The sequence below is a fragment of the Flavobacterium anhuiense genome, from assembly GCF_001705175.1.
In the GTDB taxonomy this organism is placed as follows: Bacteria; Bacteroidota; Bacteroidia; order Flavobacteriales; family Flavobacteriaceae; genus Flavobacterium; species Flavobacterium anhuiense.
On the sequence record NZ_CP016907.1, the window covers coordinates 3784269 to 3804972 of the forward strand.

Sequence of the window (20704 nt, forward strand, 5' to 3'; positions counted from 1 at the left end):
AGTTTAATTTCTGACAGAGCTGTGTAATGTTGTTCCTTGACTTAATTTGCTAATTTTTTCCTGAGTTTCTTTTAAAAGTATTTCAGAAGAAATATCGGTTTCAATCGCTTTTAAAACCGCACCGTCAATAAGTTCAGCTACTTTGGGCCAAATTGGCGTTTGTGGAAGTGTCAGTGCATTTTCATGAAGCATTTCCAGTTTGTGATAAAACGGAATTAAAGTGTTAATTTCTTCATCTTTCCAAGTCGATTTTCGGCATCCAATTCCGCCTTCTGTTGTCAATAATTTGTCGCTCTCGGGAGTGACGGCAAATCTTAGGAAATCGTACGCCAGTTTTTGGTGTTTGCTTCCAGAACCAATCGTGTACAGCCAATATACATTCAAAGAGGCTGTTTTGTAACCAGGATCAGATGGGAGGGAAGTTATATCGATTTTTCCTTTCACTTTGGATTCTTCGATTACTTCCGCCATAGAGGCAAATCCAAACCAGTTGATGGCCATTGCCGCTTGCCCTTTGGCGAAAGCCAAACCTGCTTCAACCGAACCAAATTCTCTCGATTTTGGATGAACAGCATTCTTGTCATTGACCATTTTTCGATAAAAATCCAATGCTTTTATCGCTGCTTCATTATGAATGTCAATCTGATTTTTTTTGTTTAATAAAGACCCGCCGCGTGTCCATAATTGCAGACAGAAGTCAAAAACCATATTGTGACCGTCAGGATAATTGGCAAAAACACAGCCATATAAATTTTCTTCGGGACGATTAAAGAATGCTGCAATTTCTGCAAATTCCTGCCAGGTTTTTGGCGTAGAAAGTTGGTAGCCCAACTGTTTTTTAAAATTCTCTCTTTCGGTCTGGTTTTCGAATAAATCTTTTCTGTAAATCAGACATTCCGGTCCGTCGTGAAATGGAAGTCCGTAAATGCCGTTGCTTAATTTTTGCAAATGCAAGAGCGATTTATGCCAGCCAAAAGGATAATTTTCTGGCGGATTTTCTCCAATTAGTGAAAATAAATTTAGAACCGCATTTTCGTTTACAGCATCAAAAATCCAATCGGTATTAATATGGGCAATATCCCATTTTCCTTCTTTTAGACCTTTTTCTGAAATGGTAGTTTCATATAAATCATGAAGTTCCAGCGGAATCATTTCTGCTTCCATTTTGATATTGTTTTGAAGGCAGAAAGCATCCCATAATTTTTGAAGAGTACTTTCGAAGGGATCGAATTTTCGAACGGCGATTCTAATTTTTTCCATCAGCAGTCTATAAATTCTTTAATAATTTTCTCATTGTCCTGACCTAGTTTTGGCGAACCTTTTCTAGAAGTCAAATATTCCCCGTCAATTTTTATCGGACAGCGTGTTGTTTCGTATGTATAGCCATCAAGCATTTCGACTTGTTGCGTAAAATTCAAAACTTTAAATCCATCTTCAGCAAACAGCTGTTGATAGTTCAAAACTCCTGCGCACCAAATGTCTGCGGGTTCTAAAATGTCTAGCCAGAACTGTGTTTCCTGAGTTTGCAAATGATCGGCAAGTATATTTTTGATTTCGTCCCTAAGCGTAAATTTATTTTCAGGGAAAGCTAATAAAGCATCACATTTTAGTAATGAAGCCAAAATTGGAATCGAGCCCATGGCTAATGCTAAATAACCGTTTTTGGTTTTGTAGATTCCGTATGGCGCGCCCAAGTAAGCGTGCGCATTATTGGTTTTAGTTCGAACAGGCAGTTCACCGCCGTCATTAAAGAAAGTGGTAATCGTTTCAAACTGAAAATCAAAAGCTGATTCCAGCATACTCACTTGAACTTGCGCTCCCATATTATGAGTTGCTTTTCTGTATAAAGCTGCTAAAATTCCCTGTGCTAAATGTGCTCCGGCAAGCATATCTACAATTGATAATCCCATTGGAACTGGACCATCTTCCTGATTGCCACTTAACCAGGTTAAAGCCGTTAAAGATTGTAAAAGCAAATCTTGGCCCGGTAAATCTTTCAGATCAGGATGTTCTCCAAAACCCGAAATTGAACCGTAGATTACATTCGGATTAATATTTTTAACTTCTTCATAACTTAATCCGATGCGTTCCATAACTCCAGGTCTGAAATTATGCATCACCACATCGGCTTTGGCTAATAATTTTTGTAGTTTTTGAAGTTGTTCAGGCTGTTTAAAATCAATCGCAAAAGATTCTTTGTTTCTGTTGATGGTATGAAAAACAGACGATTCGCCGTTCATAATCAAATCAGAAGTATATAGAGTACGGCAGATGTCTCCCGTTCCCGGTTTTTCGATTTTTATCACGCGTGCTCCCAAATCAGCCAAACGCAAACTTGCTGAAGGCCCTGAAAGAAACTGACTGAAATCTATAATTAAATAATCTTCTAATGGTTTCATTTTTTATTCGTTTAACCGTTTTATGGTTTAATCGTTGTATTTGTTTAACCGTCAATTCGTCGATTTGTTTAATACGATTAAACGATTAAACAAATTAATGATTCAACAATTTACCGAATAAACTCTTTTTGTATGCTCAAATTATCCTGACCCACTTTTGGTGCTGCTTTTTCGCTTAATAAAATTTCGCCGTCTAATTGAATCGGACTTCTCGTGGTAACTAAAGTTTCGCCATCCGAATTTTTCACGGTTTGTTTTAGCTGTAATTCATTTACAAAAGGCTGATTGTCTAATTCTTCGTAATTGAAAACTTTTCCGCACCAAATGCCTTCTTTTTGAAGGATTTCAATCCAATAATCAGAAGTTTGGGTTTGAATTCTCTCACTTAAAATGGTTCTGATTTCGTCTCTTTTTTCAAACCAAAGATGTTTATCCGCAAAAGCGTTTAAGTCTAATCCTAACGTTTTTCCAATGAAAATTAAATCGCCCATTGCAAGAGATAAATAGCCGTCTTGCGTTTGGTAAACTCCGTAAGGCGCGCTTAAAAAAGCATGCGCGCTTCCTTTTATATCGCCACGTTCAGGCAATTGACCGCCATCATTTAAGAAAGAAGTTATCGCTTCAAATTGTACATCGAGAATAGATTCTAATAAACTGACTTCTACTAAAACTCCTTTTTTACTTTTGGCTCTTTTTAAAAGTGCTGCCAGAATACCTTGCACAAAATGATTGCCGCACATTAAATCGGCTACAGCCAATCCGAACGGAACTGGACCTTGACTTTTGCGTCCGCTCAGCCAGCTTAACCCAGAAAGCGATTGCAATAATAAATCTTGTCCCGGTTTTTTGGCCCACGGGCCTTCATTTCCGTAACCTGTAATGGTTCCGTAAATAATCTGCGGATTTATAGCTAAAGTATTTTCAAAATCTAAACCGATTTTCTCCATAACTCCAGGTCTGAAATTATGAGTCATAATATCAGCCTTTTCGATTAGTTTTTTAATCAAAACCAAATCGTCAGGATTTTTTAAATCGGCTGCAAAAGATTCTTTATTTCTATTAATTGTATGAAAAAGCAAACTGCTGTCGTCTACAAATAAATCTTTGATGCTCAATTGCCTGCATGCTTCGCCCTTTATTGGCCGCTCAATTTTGATAACGCGTGCGCCCAAATCAGCCAGTTTTAGTCCAGCCGAAGGTCCTGCCAAAAACTGGCAGAATTCCAGAACAATTAATCCTTCTAAAGGCCTCATACGGTTTGTATTTTTTGAGATTCCGCGTAAAGCGAATTCATTTCTTCCAATACTTTTAATTCGTCTCCGCCATTCATCAAATAATTGCGAACCACATCTCCTGCATGATCTTGGAAGTACATATGTCCGTAATATCTTGGACGAAGGAAAGCACGCTCTAACGCAGGAAGTGTATTTTTGAAATAATCATGCGTTACACCATTAATTCTCTCGCTTTTCCAAGCTTGCAAATGTCCCGGTTGACCGCCGTTATCCGTATAAATATTCTGCTGTACTTGTGACGAACAAGTAAATTCAGCATATTTTATGGCGGTTTCACTATGTTCGCTAAATGAAGAAACAGCCAAACCAGTTCCTCCTAGAGAAGAAATCATTGGATTATCATTCAAACGAACTAAATCATAAAAATGTAAAAGGTTTTGGCTGTAGCCAATGCGGGAATAGTTAGAATACCCATAAGCAAATGGGCAATACGCAATTTCGTCTGAATTGACCATAGCTTCGTAAACTTGAATTGGGTTACGATTAAAGTTAGCAGGATCAATCAATTGAGCCAACTCTCTAAACATTTGAAGCGCTTTGATTCCAGTAGCTTCAGAAATCACTTTTTCTTCAGAAAGAAAAGGAGCTTCACCCAAACTACAGCAAAACATATAAAAACTCATCAATACGTCAACTGGTATTCCAGCAAAAGCCACTAAACCTTTTTTAGCTAAAGCCAATAAATCGTCGTAAGTTTTTGGAACTTCTAAATTATTTTTTTTCAAAAGGTCTAATCGTGCAGAGGCAACAGGAGTTGCGGCATCAATTGGCAACGCCCATAATTTATCGTGAAAAACATAACTTCCGTATGATTTTCCAACGGTATTAATTTCTAGATCTTTAATATATGCTGGAGATAAATAATCAGATAACGGAAGAATCGCTTTGGTCTGCGCTCCAAAACCTGTCCAAGGATGATCAATTACCAATAAATCAAACCTTTTGGCTAGGTCTTCAATTGAAGCATCGGCAAATTCTTGTAGGCTTCTTTTTTCCCAAGAAATTTCAACTTCAGGATGTAGTTCAGTAAAACGCTGCGATGTCGCAACCATCGGAAGCAGACCTCTTGTATGGTTCCAAGTTATGCCTTTTAATTTTATCATTTTATCTAAAAGTTTTGGATAATGTAATCGATTGAATTAATAAATGTAAAAATTACAATTACAAAAGTAGGAATTAGATTTTAATGGGCAAGAAATCCTTTCTTTTTAAGAAACCTTTTTTGCATAAAGTGATAATTATTGATATAATTTTTACAAACCATTTAAAATATGTTATAAAAATTTAAAGTTTAGTTATATTAATAGGTTGAAAATAAAATATATCTCGGATATTAATTTTTAAAGGGTATTTTTGTAATTGTAATTTTTACATTTATTAGTTTTGCTTTGTTCTTTTTTGAAGAATTTTGAATTTCTAAATGAAAGAATTGCCATTTAGGAACAAGTAGACAGAAAGCAATTGCTTATCAAAATAAAATTAAAGAAAGTATAAAATGAAATACATTGTTTGCGAAAAACCGCAGGAATTTCTATTAAAAGAAACCAGTATTCCAGGACCAAAAGAAGGTGAAGTTTTATTGAAAATTAAAAGAATTGGTATCTGTGGAACAGATATTCATGCCTTTGGCGGCACTCAGCCTTATTTTGAATATCCAAGGATTTTAGGCCACGAATTGGCTGCAGAATATGTAAAAGGAAATGCACCAGGTTTTAAACCAGGTGATAAAGTGACTTTTATTCCATATTTTAACTGTGGAAAATGTGTTGCCTGCAGAAACGGATTAACAAACTGCTGTGTAAATATTAAAGTTTTCGGCGTTCACATTGATGGCGGAATGGCTGAATATGTTTCGATTCCTGAACAATATTTACTGCACGGTCAAGGTTTAGATTATGATGAATTGGCTTTGGTGGAGCCTTTGGCAATTGCAGCACACGGAGTAAGACGAGCGGCTGTAAAACCAACGGATACGGTTTTGGTTATGGGAGCAGGTCCAATTGGAATTGGTTTGATTCAGTTTGCTAAAATTGCTGGAGCAAAGGTAATTGTAATGGACATTAACGATTACAGATTAAATTTCTGTAAAACGGAACTAAATGCTGATGAAACGATTAATCCGTTGAACGATGACGTGGCTCAAAAATTAGCTGAATTAACCAATGGCGATATGGCAAATGTGGTAATTGATGCGACTGGAAACCAGAAAGTGATGAACAGTGCTTTCAATTATATTTCGCATGGCGGAAGATTTGTTTTGGTTGGACTTCAAAAAGGAGAATTAAGTTTCAGTCATCCTGATTTTCACAAAAGAGAATCGACTTTAATGAGCAGCAGAAATGCGACTATTGAAGATTTCGAATATGTGATGAAATGTTTGAAAGAAGGAAAAATAGATCCTAAAAAATACATCACACACAGAACTAGTTTTGATGAAATGATTACTGATTTCGGGAACTTGATTGATCCTAAAAATAATGTAATCAAAGCGTTAATTGAAATAGACTAAGAGAGAAACCTAACAGGTTTTAAAAACCTGTTAGGTTTGCTTGATAACTTTTAAATACCCACAAAATGGATTTAAACTTAAAAAATAAAATAGTTGTCGTTTCTGGTTCGGCTGGAAAAGAGGGCAGTATTGGAGAAACTATCGTTAACAGATTAGCAGATGAAGGCGCGATTCCAGTTTTGGTTGACAGAAATGCAAGAGGTTTCGAATACGTTGAAAGACTTCAAAAAAGAGGCGTTAATTCACTATTTGTGCAAACTGACGTAACGGATCCTGTTGCTATAGAAAATGCTGTAAAAGTAATTGGAGCTAAATACGGCAGAATTGATGCGATAATCAATAATGTTGGAGTAAATGACGGTGCAGGACTAGATTCAAGCTACGAGGATTTTATGAATTCTTTGAAACTGAATGTTGTCAGTTACTTTTTATTGGCTAAATATTCGCTTCCATATTTAAAGGAATCCAAAGGAAATATTCTAAATATTGGTTCAAAAGTCGCTTTAACAGGGCAAGGCGGAACTTCTGGTTACGCTGCTGCGAAAGGTGGAGTTTTGGGATTAACAAGAGAATGGGCTGTCGATTTGATTCAGTATGGAATTCGCTCGAATGCAATTATTATTGCAGAAAGTTACACACCGGCCTACGAAGATTGGATTAAAACATTGCCTGATGGTGAAACGGTTTTAAAGAAAATCAACAAAAGCATTCCGTTTGAAGGAAGAATGACCAAAACAGAAGAAATTGCAGATACGGCACTTTTCATCATTTCAGAAAAATCGTCGCATACGACAGGACAATTTGTTTTTGTGGATGGAGGTTACGTACATTTAGATCGTGCATTAATCAGCGATGTTAATTAAAAAGTTATGAGTAAAAGAATAGATTCCCATCAGCATTTTTGGAAGTTTGACCCCGTTCGAGACAGCTGGATTGATGAAACCATGGCGGTAATCCAAAGAGATTTTCTTCCTGAAGATTTAGAACCAATATTAAAAGAAAATCAGTTTGAAGGTTGTGTTGCGGTTCAAGCAAGCCAATCGGAAGAAGAAACCCATTTTTTATTGAATTTAGCTTCTAAAAATGATTTTATAAAAGGAGTCGTAGGATGGATCGATTTGAGAAATGAAAATATCGAGGGACGTTTGCAATTCTTTTCAGATCAAAAAAAACTAAAAGGGTTTAGACATGTAGTTCAAGGCGAAGCGGATGATTTTATGGATGGAGCAGAATTCAGGAGAGGAATCAAAGCTTTAAAACCATTTAATTATACTTACGATATATTAATTTTCCACAGACAGCTTCCGGCTGCAATACGTTTGGTTAAAGATTTTACAGAACAGCGTTTTGTAATTGATCATATTGCGAAACCAGATATTAAATCAGGAAGTATTGATTCTTGGAAAAAAGGAATCGAAGAAATCGCAAAATATGACAATGTTTGGTGCAAAATCTCCGGAATGGTCACAGAAGCCGACTGGAAAAACTGGAAATCAGAAGATTTAAAACCGTATTTAGATGTGATTTTTGAAAATTTTTCAGTTGATAAATTAATGTACGGATCAGACTGGCCGGTTCTTAATGTAGCTTCTGATTATTATGAAGTGGTGAAAATTTTCGAAGATTATATTGCTGAATTTTCGATTGTTGACCAGAATAAGATTTGGTTTGAAAATGCTAAAGCATTTTATAAACTATAGCTTTTTTGAACCATATAAGTGATATAAGTTCAAATTTAGATGGTTTAATTATTTCTCGCAAAGACGCCAAGTCGTTATGTAAGCTTCGGAGAAGCGAAATATTTATAGAAAGAAATATAGATTTACAATATAAAGCTCCAGCGGAGCGACATATGTATTATAAAAAACATGTCGCTCCGCTGGAGCTTTTCATTTATTTATTGATATTCTATAAATATTCTGCTCCGCTGGAGCTTTTGAGAAGTTTGGTTTATGTATTTCTCGGTACGATTTAGAATTTTACAGCTTTCTTTGGAACTTCTTTTCCAATTGTAGAGTTTTTAGATAATCCACTCAAATCAATATTCTTACTTGCTTCACCATTAATCGTAATGGCATTTGAAGAAGAAGGATTAAACTCGATATTTTTCAGCGAAAGGTTTTTAGTATTATAAATTTCGAAAGCGTTTTTGGCTTCGATATCCAATTGTGCGTTGCTGATTTTAATTCCGTTAGCGTCAATAATAGAAAATCCTTTTTGTGCTTTAGCAATCAAGTTTGTGATTTCAATATTTTCTAAATTCATTTCAGGAAGACCTTGTAAAAATACCGCTTGCTGAGCACCTTTAATCGTAATATTTTTGATCACAATATTTTTAAACTGAGGTGTTTCTTCGTTTACAGGAATTGCTTTTGTGCTAACGGTATTTCCGCCTTCGGCTAAAGTTTCAGCAATAGATTTCCCGCCATAATACAAATCAAATGAAATCGCTTGTGACGGAATATCAGTCATAAAAACGTCTGAGATGTAGATATTTTCTACAACACCGCCACGCCCGCGAGTACTCTTGAAACGTAGACCAACATCAGTTCCCATAAAAGTACAGTTTGAAACATGCAGATTTTTTACCCCGCCAGACATTTCACTTCCAACCGTAACACCGCCGTGACCGTGATAAACAATATTATTTTTTACAATGATATTTTCGCAAGGAACGCCTCTGTCACGTCCGTCTTTGTCTTTTCCAGATTTAATACAAATCGCATCATCACCGACATCAAAACTTGAATTTTCAATTACTACATTTTTACAAGATTCAACATCGAGACCATCACCATTTTGAGAAAACCACGGATTACGAACGGTTATGTTTCGAACAATTAAATCTTCAATTAATAAAGGATGAATATTCCAAGCTGGAGAATTTTGGAAAACAGGCCCGTCAAACATTACTCGTTTACTATTTTGAATGCTTACCAAAACCGGACGTAGGAAATCATGAATAGCTTCAAAATCTTCTTTCGTTTTCAAATCATGACGAATATTCTGATCTGCACCTTTTGCACCTTTTAAATATTGTTCAGAAGGATACCAGCTATCTTTCTTTTCGTTTAAAACTCCTCCTGAAGCTACAAATTTCTTCCATTGTTCGTCTGTCAGTTTGCTTTTTTTAACCTGTCTCCAAGCTTCACCAGAACCGTCCCAAACGCCGTTTCCTGTAAAAGCAATATTTTCTAAGTTTTTACCATAAATAGGAGAGATGCAACGCCAAGTGTTTAAACCTTCAAAACTAGTTTCTATAATAGGATATAAAGATTTGTCGGTAGAAAATTTAATCAAAGCACCAGTTTCAGCATGTAGTTCAATATTGCTTTTTAAGATAATTGGTCCCGTCAGCCAAATTCCTGGAGGAATAATTAATTTTCCTCCACCTTTTTTAGACAATGCATCAATCGCGTCTGCAAAAGCTTTTGTATTTAAAACGTAACCGCCGTTTACCGCTCCAAAGTCTTTTAAATTTATACTGTATTGAGGAATAACAGGTTCTTGGACTTCAGCCATTTTAAATTCGATGTTTTTATAGGTGTCAGCAGATTTTTGTGCAGAAACTGTATTAAAACTCAAAGCAAAACAGGCGAGAGCAACACATAAAAGGTTTATTCGGTTAGTTTTCATTCTTATTGTATTATAGTTAAAAGTTCTTTTTGGGAAACCGAAACATTATCAATTCAGTTTTTTATTTGCTAAATTTTTATTCAATAAATAAAATTACACTTTTTTAATTTGAAATATTTAATGTAATCGATTACACAAATCTATTAAAAAAATATTATGAAAAGCTATTTTTAGGCACTTTATCACAGAATTATTATGAATTTAACTTTTTTTGATTGTGAAATCAGAAGATAATGAAAAGTCAGGTTTTTAAAAAGAATGTTTTAAACCCAGTATTGCAGGAGGGTACAGGATGCCTGTAATTTTATATTCTTTTAAATTGTCGCTGTTATTTGGTAAAAGTGTTAAAAATACATTTATTTGTAAAAATTATAGCGCTTTAAATAAATGCCTCGTAATTTTAGCTCAAGAAAAAAATCAATACTATAAATAATGCGTTTAATTCCCTTCAACAAATTACTAATTGTTTTTTTGATGGTATTCACAATTTCGGCAAGTGCAGCTGAAATCTGGGTTTCGCCATCGGGAAAAGATTCGAATATCGGAACAAAATCAAATCCGCTGGCAACAGTTCACATGGCAATGCGAAAAGCCAGAGAACTTCGCCGATTAAAAGATCCATCTATAAAAGACGGAATCCGAATCATAGTAATGAACGGAACGTATTATTTAAACGAACCTTTATTTGTACGACCTGAAGATTCTGGAACAGCAGAAAGTCCGACAACAATTGTAGCCGATGCAAATGCAAGACCTATTATAAGTGGCGGAATCGAAATCAAAAACTGGACAAAATCAACAACCGTTATTAACGGATTAAAAAAAGGATCAGTTTGGGTGGCTGATGCGCCAACAAAGGCAGGAACCTTAATTGATTTCAGACAATTATGGGTAAACGATAAAAAGGCTGTTAGAGCCAAAAATACGTCTGGAAACTCGATGGAAAGAATCTTGTCCTGGGATCGCGAATCGCAAACTTGCTGGATTCCGTTTAAAGATAAATCGGTCAAGTTCGAACCAGGAATGGAAATGTTTATTGTGCAATGGTGGTCGAATGCTAATTTGCGTATCAAAAATATAGAAGTTCAAAAAGACAGTGCTAAACTTTCGTTTGAAGAACCAGAAAGCCGTATTCAAAGCGAGCATCCTTGGCCTGCACCGTGGATTTCTAAAAACAACGGAAATTCAGCCTATTTCTTAAACAATGCTCTTTCGCTTTTAAACGAGCCTGGAGAATGGTATTTGGATAAGAGAAATGCTAAAATCTATTATATTCCAAGAGCTGGCGAAGAAATGAATTCGGTTACCGTTACAGCTCCCGTTTTAGAAAATCTCGTAGAAGTAAAAGGAACAATCGATTCTCCTGTACATCATTTTCAATTTAAAGGAATTTCGTTTCAATACAGCAACTGGCTTCGTCCATCGCAACAAGGTCACGTGCCATTGCAGTCGGGTTTGTATTTGCTGGATGCTTACAAATTGAAACAGCCGGGAACGCCAAATCAGGCCAATTTAGAGAATCAGGCTTGGGTGGGAAGACCTCGCGCAGCGGTTGAAGTAAATTATGCGAATAATATTCAGTTTGTATCATGCCGTTTTGAACATTTGGCTTCGACTGGTTTAGATTTAAATAAAGGAACAAATCACAATACTGTAAAAGGAAATTTATTTAAAGACATTGGTGGAAGTGCCATTAATGTTGGAATTTTCTCTGAAGAAGCTTTTGAAGCGCATTTGCCTTTGATTATACAGGATGAAAGAGAAATGTGTTCGGATGAAGTGATTTCTGATAATTTAATCACAAACGTAACCAATGAAGATTGGGGAACTCTTGGAATCAGTGCTGGTTTTGTTCGAAATATTACAATTGAACACAACGAAATTTCAGATGTATCATACTCTGGAATCGCAATGGGCTGGGGTTGGACGCACACACCTAATGTGATGCAAAACAATAAAATTATAGGAAATAAAATTCATCATTATGCCAAACATTTGCATGATGTTTCGGGAATTTACACGCTTTCTGCTCAGCCAAATAGCCGAATAGAAGAAAATTACATCGACAAAGTTTACAACAGTCCTTATGCACATGACCCGTTTTTATGGCTGTATTTGTATACCGATGAAGGAAGCGAAGGCTTTACAATTAAAAACAACTGGATTGCCGAAAAGAAAATCCTTAAAAATCATAACGGTCCAAAAGGAAATATCTGGGAACATAATGATCCGTATGTAAGTTCAAAAATTAAAGACGCTGCAGGAATTAGAGCGCCATATAAAGACCTAGAAAAAGAAGTTGTTATCGACGAAAAATGGGGCTTGCAGGAAATGCCAAAACCTTATGCCATCGAGTTGATAGGTTCTGATTTTGATATCGAAAAAATCAAATCGACTTTGGTTGGATTTAGAATCGTGGGTCAGGAATTGTACCAATGGAAAAATCATTTGGTGATTTACGGAAAAATGAATCAGCCGGAAAGGACAAAACGTAAACTGGCGGGTGCTTTTCCATCTTTACAAATTAAAATCTATGAAGATTTGGTTTACGATTTCCAAAATTTCGAAAGATGTAAAGATTCAAAACCAGCATCAGATTGGGAAAATGTCGTTTTAACAGCAAATCTTCCTGCCGATGAAAAACTGCAACAAGAATATGTAGAGTATCATAAAACGCAATTTGAAAAATGGCCAGAAGTTGCCAAAGGTTTTTGTAATGCCGATTTTCAGCAATTGCAAGTTTTCAAAAAAGACAGACAATTAATCTTGATAATCAGTATTCCAAAAGGAGAAAGTTTAGATAAACTAAATCCGAAAACAACTGAAAATAATCCGAAAGTAGATCAATGGAATGCCTTAATGAAAAAATACCAATCGGGAATAGAAGGCGCAAAACCAGATGAAACCTGGATTTTCTTAAACAAAGTGAATGTCGAAGAGAAGAAATAAAAGAGGAAAGAAGCAAGAAGAAAGATCGTAGTAGAGAATCAAGAAAAAAGAAAATCTGCTAGATCTGCGTAATCTGCGTGAAAAATAAAACTAACCTCAAAGAAGATTTCGAAAACAATCTAAAATCTAAAATCAACAATCTAAAATAACCACAACCAATGTTAAAAATAGCCATTCTGGGACTTGGAGAAGGACGAAGCACAATGTCGGCTGCAATAGAAAGTTCAAAACTAGAACTCGTTAAAATATGCGACCGAAACGAAGAATTGTGTAAACAGCGCGCAAAAGAATTCGATTTTCACTCGTACACCACGAACTACGATGATTTATTAAACGATGCTTCAATTGATATTATTGCGATTTACACACCAGATCATCTGCACGCACAGCACGTTAAACAAGCTTTATTAAGCGGCAAACATGTCGTTTGTACAAAACCGTTTATTGATGATCTTTCGGATGCCAGAGAGCTTTTAGAATTAAGCAAATCAACAGGAAAGAAAGTTTTTATCGGACAAAGTTCTCGTTTCTTCGAACCAGCCAAAAGGCAAAGAGCCGATTACGAAGCAGGTTTAATAGGTGATTTAATTACAATTGAAGCGCAATACCACGCCGATCACAGATGGTTTTTAAAGAAAGAATGGTCGCTTTTGCAATCGTTTAAATGGCTGTATGGAGGTTTAAGTCATCCTGTAGATTTCATCAGATGGTATTTGCCAAATATCCAGGAAGTAATGGGTTATGGAATGATCAGTGCTAACGGACAATCAGCCGGATTAAAAAATGAAGATACTATGCATTTTATCTTCAAAGCGACAGACGGCAGAATTGCACGTGTAAGTGGTGTGTATACTTCCCCGACTCAGCCAGCGCAACGCGACAGCGGAATGAGCACGATTTTGAGAGCAACAGAAGGAGCAAGTCAGGCGGATTATCACGAATTGCGTTATGCGATTACAGACAAAACAGGCGAAGAAAAAGTAATTACTTGGGGCGACAGCACGATTAAATATTATTTCCGTTTTGAAGGACAAAGTCATCATGGTGGCGAATATCAGAACTACTTAGAGTATTTTGTAGAGAGTATCGAACAAGGTTTCGAAGCGTATCCAAACATGGAAGAAGGAATTGGAACGGTTGCTCTATTACAAGCAATGGACAAATCACTGCAAACTGGAATGCCGGTTAAAATTGCCGATGTTCTTAACGAATACGGACTATGAACAGTATCTACGATAAATTAACCACGCTCGATTTTGTAATTGTTGCGGGTTATTTAGTGGCTTTATTAGTCATTGGATATGTGGTAAGTATGAAACAGAGAAAGAAAAACGAAACGCTTTTTCTTGCCGGAAATTCTTTAAACTGGTACAGTATCGGGTTTAATATGTGGGGAACTAACGTTGGACCTTCGTCATTATTGGCTTTTGCGAGTATTGGTTATGCAACCGGAATTGTAGCAGGAAATTTCGAATGGTATGCTTTTGTGTTTTTACTGCTTTTGGCAATGGTTTTTGCGCCAAGATATATTGCGAGTAAAGTAAGCACCATGCCCGAATATATGGGAAAACGTTACGGTGACAGTACTCAAAATATTTTAGCTTGGTATGCTTTAGTAAAAATATTGGTAAGCTGGTTGTCTTTAGGATTATTTAGTGGTGGCGTTCTAGTGCGTCAGATTTTAGGAATTCCGATGTGGCAGAGTGTTACGGTTTTAGTGATTTTCTCTGGAATTTTTACGTTTGCAGGAGGATTAAAAGCAATTGCAAAAGTGAATGTTTTTCAGATGATTTTGCTAATAGTCGTTTCATTAACACTTTCCTATTTAGGATTGCAGAAGGTAGGCGGAATAGATGTTTTAATATCTAAAACACCATCTAACTTTTGGAATTTAGTGCGCCCTTCAGACGATGCAAGTTACCCGTGGCCAGCTATTTTATTGGGTTATCCCGTAGCAGCAGTTGCTTTTTTCTGTACCGATCAATCGATGGTGCAGAGTGTTTTAGGAGCTAAAAACTTAGAACAGGGACAATTGGGCGTCAACTTTATTGGATGGTTAAAAGTTATGGCTTTGCCGTTGTTTATTCTTCCTGGAATTTTGTGTTATGCCTTATATCCAGAATTAGGAAGCAACTCAGATTTAGCTTATATGACCATGGTTACAAACCTTTTTCCAAGCGGAATGAATGGTTTGGTAATCTGTGTCATGATTGCCGTTTTGGTAGGAACAATTGGTTCTTCGTTAAATGCTTTGAGCACCGTTTTTACGAATGATATTTATGTAAAGAAAATCAACCCGACGGCGACGATTCAGGATCAGATTAAAATTGGTCGATTAACAATTGCTGCGGGATGTGTATTTGCGATTCTGATTGCCGTTGCGATTGACAATATCAAAGGACAGAATTTATTCAACATTTTTCAGGCGGTTTTAGGTTTCCTGGCGCCTTCGTTATCTGTTGTTTTCCTCTTGAGTGTTTTCTGGAAACGTACAACAAAAAAAGCCGTAAATGCTACACTTTCTTGGGGTTCGGCTTTTAGTTTGTTTGTTGGGGTTTTATATCTATGGATTTTCCCTGCCGATAAATATCCCGTTTGGCCGCACTTTTTGTTGATTTCGTTTTACATTTTTGCTGTGCTTTTAATTGCAGCAGTTATTATTTCTTTAACGGATAAAAATCCTGTGATTAATGTTTCAGATGAAACGGATATTCCTAAAACTAGTAAAAAGGTGAAGCTTTTGTTTGGTTTGTTGGGATTGACGATTTTGGTTTTGTATTTGGTTTTTAATGGGAATTAATAAATTCATATTTTAAACATAGCCCGTGGTTTCAACCACGGGAAACGTAATGTTATATGCTTTGCGTTCAAGTGGTTGAAACCACTGGCTATGTTTGCAATGATAATAAATGAAAAACACATAGCTTTCAAACCAGAAAACTATGTGTTTTATTCTAAAATGAAATGTCTCTAAAGACAATCCCAAATCTATGTTTCTATGTGTTTAAAAAAAATCACTCAGCCTTCTTTCTCCCTTCAATATTCGGCAAGAACCCCGTAATAACCCCAATCAAAGGCAGAAAAGCACAAATTTTAAATACATATTCGATACTCGTAGCATCGGCGATTTTTCCTAAAACAGCAGAACCCAATCCGCCCATTCCGAAAGCAAATCCGAAGAAAAGACCTGCTACAAGTCCGACCTTTCCAGGCATTAATTCAGTTGCATAAACCAAGATTGCAGAGAAAGCCGAAGAAAGAATCAATCCGATGATTACAGATAAAGTTCCAACCCAGAAAAGAGAAACATAAGGCAACATCAAAGTAAACGGAGCAACACCTAAAATTGAAACCCAGATTACATATTTTCTGCCATATCGATCTCCAATTGGACCTCCAATTAAAGTTCCAGCAGCAACAGCTCCAGAAAATAAGAATAAATATACTTGCGACTGTTGAATAGAAATGTGGAACTTATCAATCAAAAAGAAAGTGTAATAACTCGTAATACTGCTCATGTAGAAGTATTTAGAGAAAATCAAAACCAATAAAATAATCAACGAAGCAATTACACGTTTTTTAGATAAATGATGTGTTTCAATTTTAAGAGCCGCTTTATTAGCATTCCTTTCAGATAAATGTGCTGTGTACCAAATCGCAATTCTGTACAGAGTAAAAACCCCAATCAATGCAATAATACAAAACCAAGCCACATAAGATTGTCCATTCGGAATGATAATAAAAGCAGCTAACAAAGGTCCAATGGCACTTCCTGCATTTCCGCCTAACTGAAAAATGGACTGCGCCAATCCCTTTTTTCCGCCCGAAGCCAAATGTGCTACACGTGAAGATTCAGGATGAAAAATCGAAGATCCGATTCCGATTAAACTTACTGATAAGAGTAAGAAACCAAAATTAGTAGCAATTGAGACTAAAAATAATCCAGTCATTGTAAAACACATCCCGACAATTAGAGAATAGGGTTTAGAATTTTTATCGGTATACATTCCCACAAACGGCTGAAGGATCGAAGCTACGATTTGATAGGTAAAAGTGATGATTCCGATCTGCGTAAAACTCAATCCGAAATTATCTTTAATAAGCGGATATATAGACGGGACAACAGCTTGTAAAAGGTCATTAATTAAATGCGAAAAGCTGATTATAAAAAGTATCGAATACGTTGTTTTTTTTATTACTTCTGGTTGTACTTTAACGGTTTCCATGAGTGTTTTTTAGGTTAATGGTATTTTTAAAAATTACAGCTGTATTAATTTTTTACAAAATTGAAACAAATTAAAATGTCAAAATTGCTATATTTGGACAATGAATAATCAGATTCGGACATATCGAATGGCACAGGAACATGGATACAGAGTAGATCCATCAATTCCTGTTATTGGCTACACCGAAATGGTAACCAACGAAATGTGTATTTCGCACTCGCATCCAAGAGGACAATTGATTTATGCGACCCGTGGCGTAATGAACGTCGTGGTGGGTAATCATATCTGGGTTGTGAATCCGTTGCAGGGTTTGTGGCTTCCGGGCGGAGTAGAGCATCAGGTTACTTTTCAGAAAGACGTTAATTATTATAGCGTTTTTATCGATCCGTCTGCAATGGCAGGATTGCCTGAAAAAAGTTTTTCATTTGATATTCCGATGTTTTTAAAACAATTGGTTTTCAAAATCATTTCTTTTGGAGTAGATGGAAATTTAGCACCTCCGCAACACAGAATCATATCAGTCTTTCTAGACGAATTGGCTTTAATAGAACCAAGCGCCACTTTCCTGCCCACAACCAATCACGAAAGACTTCAAAAAGTAGTCGAGCTGATAATGGAAGATATTGCCAGCAAAAACACGATTGATTATTACGCCGAACTTTCGTTTATGAGCAGCAGAACTTTGTCTCGCTTATTCATCAAAGAACTCGGAATGAACTTCAGCGAGTGGCGCACTCGCTTAAAATTATTAGAAGCCATAAAACGACTTAGCGAAAAACAATCTATAAAAGAAATTGCTTTCAATTTGGGTTACGAAAACACTAGCGCTTTTATTTATATGTTTAAAAAGCATTTGGGCAAAACGCCTTCTAATTATATTTTGGAAGATGAAAATGATAAACTATCAGCATAGATTTTATTTAAACACATAGAAACATAGATTTTTATTTAGCTGTTGAAAAAAGAGAATAGAAAATGACTAGTCATTAACACATAGCTATGTGTATGTATGCAAGTGAAACGCCTTTTGCAGACAAAGTAATTCTATGTTTCTATGTGTTTAAAAAATAAATCCGTCTTTATCCGTGTCTTCGCCATAGCGAATCCGTCTCATCCGCGTCCCATAAAAATCTCAAGATCATTTTTTTTAATACTAAAAAAGTGATAACTCATAATTTTTCCCTTAAAAAATTATCAAAAAGTACTGTTTTTTATGAAATAGCAGGATAGTGCAGGTTGTCAAATGTAAAGATAACACTTATCTTTAGTCCCAAAATACACTAACTATGCTAAACCGCTTTTCCATTTTTAAGACTTTACTTCTTTTTGTTGCCCTTATTTTTTGTTCGCTATCATCGGCACAAGAGAAAACAAAAGAAGCGACATGGATCTGGTATCCAGGAGATTTTGAAGTTTGGTTAAGCAATAAAATGCAGGTAAGGCGTACAGAACGTGAGGCGGTATTTCCTCCGCTTTGGCAATATTACAGTCCTTATGCTTTGGTTACTTTTCAGACAGAAGTAGATATTCCAAAGCCAGACGAGGTAAAAATTTACTCAGAAGGACCATTTCAATTGCTTTTAGATGGCGTTCAAGTTTACGGACAACCTAAATCAATTTCAGTTCCTGCAGGAAAACACAAAATTTCTTTTAAAGTGTATAATCAGGAAGTGTTGCCAGCTATTTATATTAATGGCAAATACGTTAAATCTGATGCTTCATGGAAAGTAACCAACGAAGATAAACTTTGGATCGATGAAACGGGAAAAGCACAGCAATCTGGTACGCCTTGGGTTCCTGTTGGTTCTTGGAATTTTAATTCGCCAGAAAATAAACCTTCTGAATTCAAATTAACAACGAAACCTTTAAGCGCTAAAAAATCAGAAAAAATTGGCGCTGGTCAATTAGTAGATTTTGGAAAAGAGACTTTTGGTTATATTAAAATTCACGGTTTAAAAGGAAAAGGAAAACTAGCATTGTATTATGGGGAATCTCGCGAAGAAGCGCTAGATTCTGCTAAATGCGAAACTTTAGATCATTTATCTTTTGACGGAAAACAACCTGAAACTTATACGCATGACGGTTCAAAAGCTTTCCGTTATGTACAGGTTCAGGCAGATGCTGGTGTAAAATACGATTCGATTTCGATGCTTTATGAATATCTGCCATTAAATTATCGTGGTGCATTCAAATCATCTGACGAACAATTGAATAAAATTTGGGATGTGTCGGCTTATACGATGCATTTAACCTCTCGTGAATTTTTTATCGACGGAATTAAACGTGACCGTTGGGTTTGGTCTGGCGATGCTTATCAAAGTTATTTAATGAATTATTATTTGTTCTTTGATTCGGCTTCTGTAGAAAGAACGCTTCTAGCTCTTCGCGGAAAAGATCCTGTAACGGCTCACGTAAATATCATAATGGATTATTCCCTGTATTGGTTTGTTGGAGTGTACGATTACTACTTGCATACGGGCGATACGAAATTCATCAAAACTTTTTATCCAAGGATGAAATCACTTATGGATTTCTGTTTAGAAAGAAGAAATAAAAACGGATTCCTTGAACCATTAGAAGGAGACTGGGTTTTTATTGATTGGGCAGACGGATTGCCAAAAACAGGCGAAGTTAGTTTTGAGCAGATGCTTTTAGCAAGAAGCCTTGAAGCCATGGCGGTAAGTGCTGAGATAGCTGGTAAAACTGAAGACCAAAAACAATATCAGAAATTAGGAACTGATTTAAAAACTAAATTATTTGATGTCTTTTGGGATAAAAAAGAAAACGTAATGAAACACCAGCGTATCGATGGAAAAATGCAAAACATCGTAACCAGATACGCTAATATGTTTGGTATTTTCTTCAATTATTTTAATGAAGAACAAAAACAAAGCGTAAAAAATAAAGTGTTGTTGAATAAAAATGTTCTTCAAATCACGACTCCGTACATGCGTTTTTATGAGTTGGAAGCCTTGTGCGCAATGGGCGAACAGGATTACGTTTTAAAAGAAATGAAAGATTATTGGGGCGGAATGCTGAATGAAGGCGCAACATCTTTCTGGGAAGAATACAATCCGAACAAAAAAGGAACGGAGCATTTAACGATGTACGGTCGTCCTTACGGAAAAAGCCTTTGCCACGCTTGGGGGGCAAGTCCGATTTACTTATTAGGAAAATATTATTTAGGCGTAAAACCAACTGCTCCTGGTTATTCGGAATACGAAATCAAACCAAATCTTGGTGGTTTAAAATGGATGGAAGGAAAAGTACCAACACCAAACGGAGAAGTTTCTGTGTATTGCAGTACCAAAGAAATCAAAGTAAAAGCAGGCGAAGGAGAAGGAAAATTGATTTTTGAAAGTGCCAGCAAACCCAAAACAAACTCAGGAACAATTACAGAATTAGCAAAAAATAAATATCAATTGATTGTAAAACCGAATGTGGAGTATAAAGTGAGTTATAAGGCTTTGTGAGTTATGAATTATGAATTATGAATTATGAATTATGAATTATGAATGATTAGTAATTAGTAATGGACCAATTGTTTATAATTTCCAGTTTGTCATTCCGACGAAGGAGACCCGAGCGATAGCGAATAGGCGAAGCAAATCATACTCGTAACCACAAAGATTATCACGCTAGTTTTGTCATTTCGACGAAGGAGAAATCTTTGCAAGAAACTCTACAAAG

At 36.0% G+C, this 20704-nt stretch carries 14 protein-coding genes; 8 read left to right on the forward strand and 6 right to left on the reverse strand.

Going from position 1 to position 20704, the window contains the following annotated elements:
* Window positions 1-3 precede the first annotated feature (3 nt).
* The 4 genes from BB050_RS16355 to BB050_RS16370 form a co-directional block, all read right to left on the reverse strand.
* On the reverse strand, window positions 4-1260 hold the full coding sequence (locus tag BB050_RS16355; protein WP_066034302.1) for an extracellular solute-binding protein: 1257 nt from the start codon (window positions 1258-1260) through the stop codon (window positions 4-6).
* Window positions 1260-2399 (reverse strand): CaiB/BaiF CoA transferase family protein, encoded by a 1140-nt coding sequence (locus BB050_RS16360; RefSeq protein WP_066034303.1) that lies wholly within the window; start codon window positions 2397-2399, stop codon window positions 1260-1262. The genes BB050_RS16355 and BB050_RS16360 overlap by 1 nt, the downstream gene beginning before the upstream one ends.
* Window positions 2400-2509: 110 nt before the next feature.
* Window positions 2510-3652, reverse strand: coding sequence for a CaiB/BaiF CoA transferase family protein (locus tag BB050_RS16365; RefSeq protein ID WP_066034304.1), 1143 nt, complete (start codon window positions 3650-3652; stop codon window positions 2510-2512).
* Window positions 3649-4797, reverse strand: a complete 1149-nt coding sequence (locus BB050_RS16370; protein ID WP_066034305.1) for an ABC transporter substrate-binding protein — start codon at window positions 4795-4797, stop codon at window positions 3649-3651. The genes BB050_RS16365 and BB050_RS16370 overlap by 4 nt, the downstream gene beginning before the upstream one ends.
* A 392-nt stretch (window positions 4798-5189) precedes the next feature.
* Here BB050_RS16370 and BB050_RS16375 point away from each other — a divergent pair, with 392 nt between their 5' ends.
* From BB050_RS16375 to BB050_RS16385, 3 genes are all read left to right on the forward strand, one after another.
* Window positions 5190-6203, forward strand: a complete 1014-nt coding sequence (locus BB050_RS16375) for a zinc-binding alcohol dehydrogenase family protein (RefSeq protein WP_066034306.1) — start codon at window positions 5190-5192, stop codon at window positions 6201-6203.
* Between the two features lie 65 nt (window positions 6204-6268).
* Complete coding sequence (locus BB050_RS16380; RefSeq protein ID WP_066034307.1) at window positions 6269-7066, forward strand: SDR family oxidoreductase; 798 nt, start codon at window positions 6269-6271, stop codon at window positions 7064-7066.
* A 6-nt stretch (window positions 7067-7072) separates the two neighbouring features.
* Entirely contained in the window at window positions 7073-7903 is an 831-nt protein-coding gene (locus tag BB050_RS16385; RefSeq protein ID WP_066034308.1) for an amidohydrolase family protein, read from the forward strand.
* 271 nt (window positions 7904-8174) lie between these two features.
* Here BB050_RS16385 and BB050_RS16395 read toward each other — a convergent pair whose 3' ends face one another.
* On the reverse strand, window positions 8175-9839 hold the full coding sequence (locus BB050_RS16395) for a glycoside hydrolase family 28 protein (protein ID WP_066034310.1): 1665 nt from the start codon (window positions 9837-9839) through the stop codon (window positions 8175-8177).
* A 474-nt stretch (window positions 9840-10313) separates the two neighbouring features.
* Here BB050_RS16395 and BB050_RS16400 point away from each other — a divergent pair, with 474 nt between their 5' ends.
* The 3 genes from BB050_RS16400 (at window position 10314) to BB050_RS16410 (ending at window position 15588) form a co-directional block, all read left to right on the forward strand.
* Complete coding sequence (locus BB050_RS16400) at window positions 10314-12788, forward strand: L-rhamnose mutarotase (RefSeq protein WP_236940345.1); 2475 nt, start codon at window positions 10314-10316, stop codon at window positions 12786-12788.
* Window positions 12789-12946: 158 nt separating this feature from the next.
* Complete coding sequence (locus BB050_RS16405; protein WP_066034312.1) at window positions 12947-14011, forward strand: Gfo/Idh/MocA family protein; 1065 nt, start codon at window positions 12947-12949, stop codon at window positions 14009-14011.
* Window positions 14008-15588: a sodium:solute symporter gene (locus tag BB050_RS16410; RefSeq protein ID WP_066034313.1), complete on the forward strand. Its 1581-nt coding sequence runs from the start codon at window positions 14008-14010 to the stop codon at window positions 15586-15588. The genes BB050_RS16405 and BB050_RS16410 overlap by 4 nt, the downstream gene beginning before the upstream one ends.
* A 214-nt stretch (window positions 15589-15802) precedes the next feature.
* Here BB050_RS16410 and BB050_RS16415 read toward each other — a convergent pair whose 3' ends face one another.
* Window positions 15803-17014 (reverse strand): MFS transporter, encoded by a 1212-nt coding sequence (locus BB050_RS16415; RefSeq protein ID WP_066034314.1) that lies wholly within the window; start codon window positions 17012-17014, stop codon window positions 15803-15805.
* A gap of 127 nt (window positions 17015-17141) precedes the next feature.
* Here BB050_RS16415 and BB050_RS16420 point away from each other — a divergent pair, with 127 nt between their 5' ends.
* Complete coding sequence (locus tag BB050_RS16420; RefSeq protein WP_083219859.1) at window positions 17142-17927, forward strand: AraC family transcriptional regulator; 786 nt, start codon at window positions 17142-17144, stop codon at window positions 17925-17927.
* Window positions 17928-18300: 373 nt separating this feature from the next.
* On the forward strand, window positions 18301-20487 hold the full coding sequence (locus BB050_RS16425; RefSeq protein WP_066034316.1) for an alpha-L-rhamnosidase-related protein: 2187 nt from the start codon (window positions 18301-18303) through the stop codon (window positions 20485-20487).
* Window positions 20488-20704: the final 217 nt, after the last annotated feature.

What these genes read in the sequence shown, in the direction of transcription:
- BB050_RS16405 (WP_066034312.1), top strand. Translation starts at nt 12,947, where the DNA reads ATGTTAAAAATAGCCATTCTGGGACTTGGAGAAGGACGAAGCACAATG.
- BB050_RS16370 (WP_066034305.1), bottom strand. Translation starts at nt 4,797, where the DNA reads ATGATAAAATTAAAAGGCATAACTTGGAACCATACAAGAGGTCTGCTT.
- BB050_RS16410 (WP_066034313.1), top strand. Translation starts at nt 14,008, where the DNA reads ATGAACAGTATCTACGATAAATTAACCACGCTCGATTTTGTAATTGTT.
- BB050_RS16400 (WP_236940345.1), top strand. Translation starts at nt 10,314, where the DNA reads ATGGTATTCACAATTTCGGCAAGTGCAGCTGAAATCTGGGTTTCGCCA.
- BB050_RS16360 (WP_066034303.1), bottom strand. Translation starts at nt 2,399, where the DNA reads ATGAAACCATTAGAAGATTATTTAATTATAGATTTCAGTCAGTTTCTT.
- BB050_RS16415 (WP_066034314.1), bottom strand. Translation starts at nt 17,014, where the DNA reads ATGGAAACCGTTAAAGTACAACCAGAAGTAATAAAAAAAACAACGTAT.
- BB050_RS16375 (WP_066034306.1), top strand. Translation starts at nt 5,190, where the DNA reads ATGAAATACATTGTTTGCGAAAAACCGCAGGAATTTCTATTAAAAGAA.
- BB050_RS16385 (WP_066034308.1), top strand. Translation starts at nt 7,073, where the DNA reads ATGAGTAAAAGAATAGATTCCCATCAGCATTTTTGGAAGTTTGACCCC.
- BB050_RS16420 (WP_083219859.1), top strand. Translation starts at nt 17,142, where the DNA reads ATGGCACAGGAACATGGATACAGAGTAGATCCATCAATTCCTGTTATT.
- BB050_RS16355 (WP_066034302.1), bottom strand. Translation starts at nt 1,260, where the DNA reads ATGGAAAAAATTAGAATCGCCGTTCGAAAATTCGATCCCTTCGAAAGT.
- BB050_RS16380 (WP_066034307.1), top strand. Translation starts at nt 6,269, where the DNA reads ATGGATTTAAACTTAAAAAATAAAATAGTTGTCGTTTCTGGTTCGGCT.
- BB050_RS16395 (WP_066034310.1), bottom strand. Translation starts at nt 9,839, where the DNA reads ATGAAAACTAACCGAATAAACCTTTTATGTGTTGCTCTCGCCTGTTTT.
- BB050_RS16365 (WP_066034304.1), bottom strand. Translation starts at nt 3,652, where the DNA reads ATGAGGCCTTTAGAAGGATTAATTGTTCTGGAATTCTGCCAGTTTTTG.
- BB050_RS16425 (WP_066034316.1), top strand. Translation starts at nt 18,301, where the DNA reads ATGCTAAACCGCTTTTCCATTTTTAAGACTTTACTTCTTTTTGTTGCC.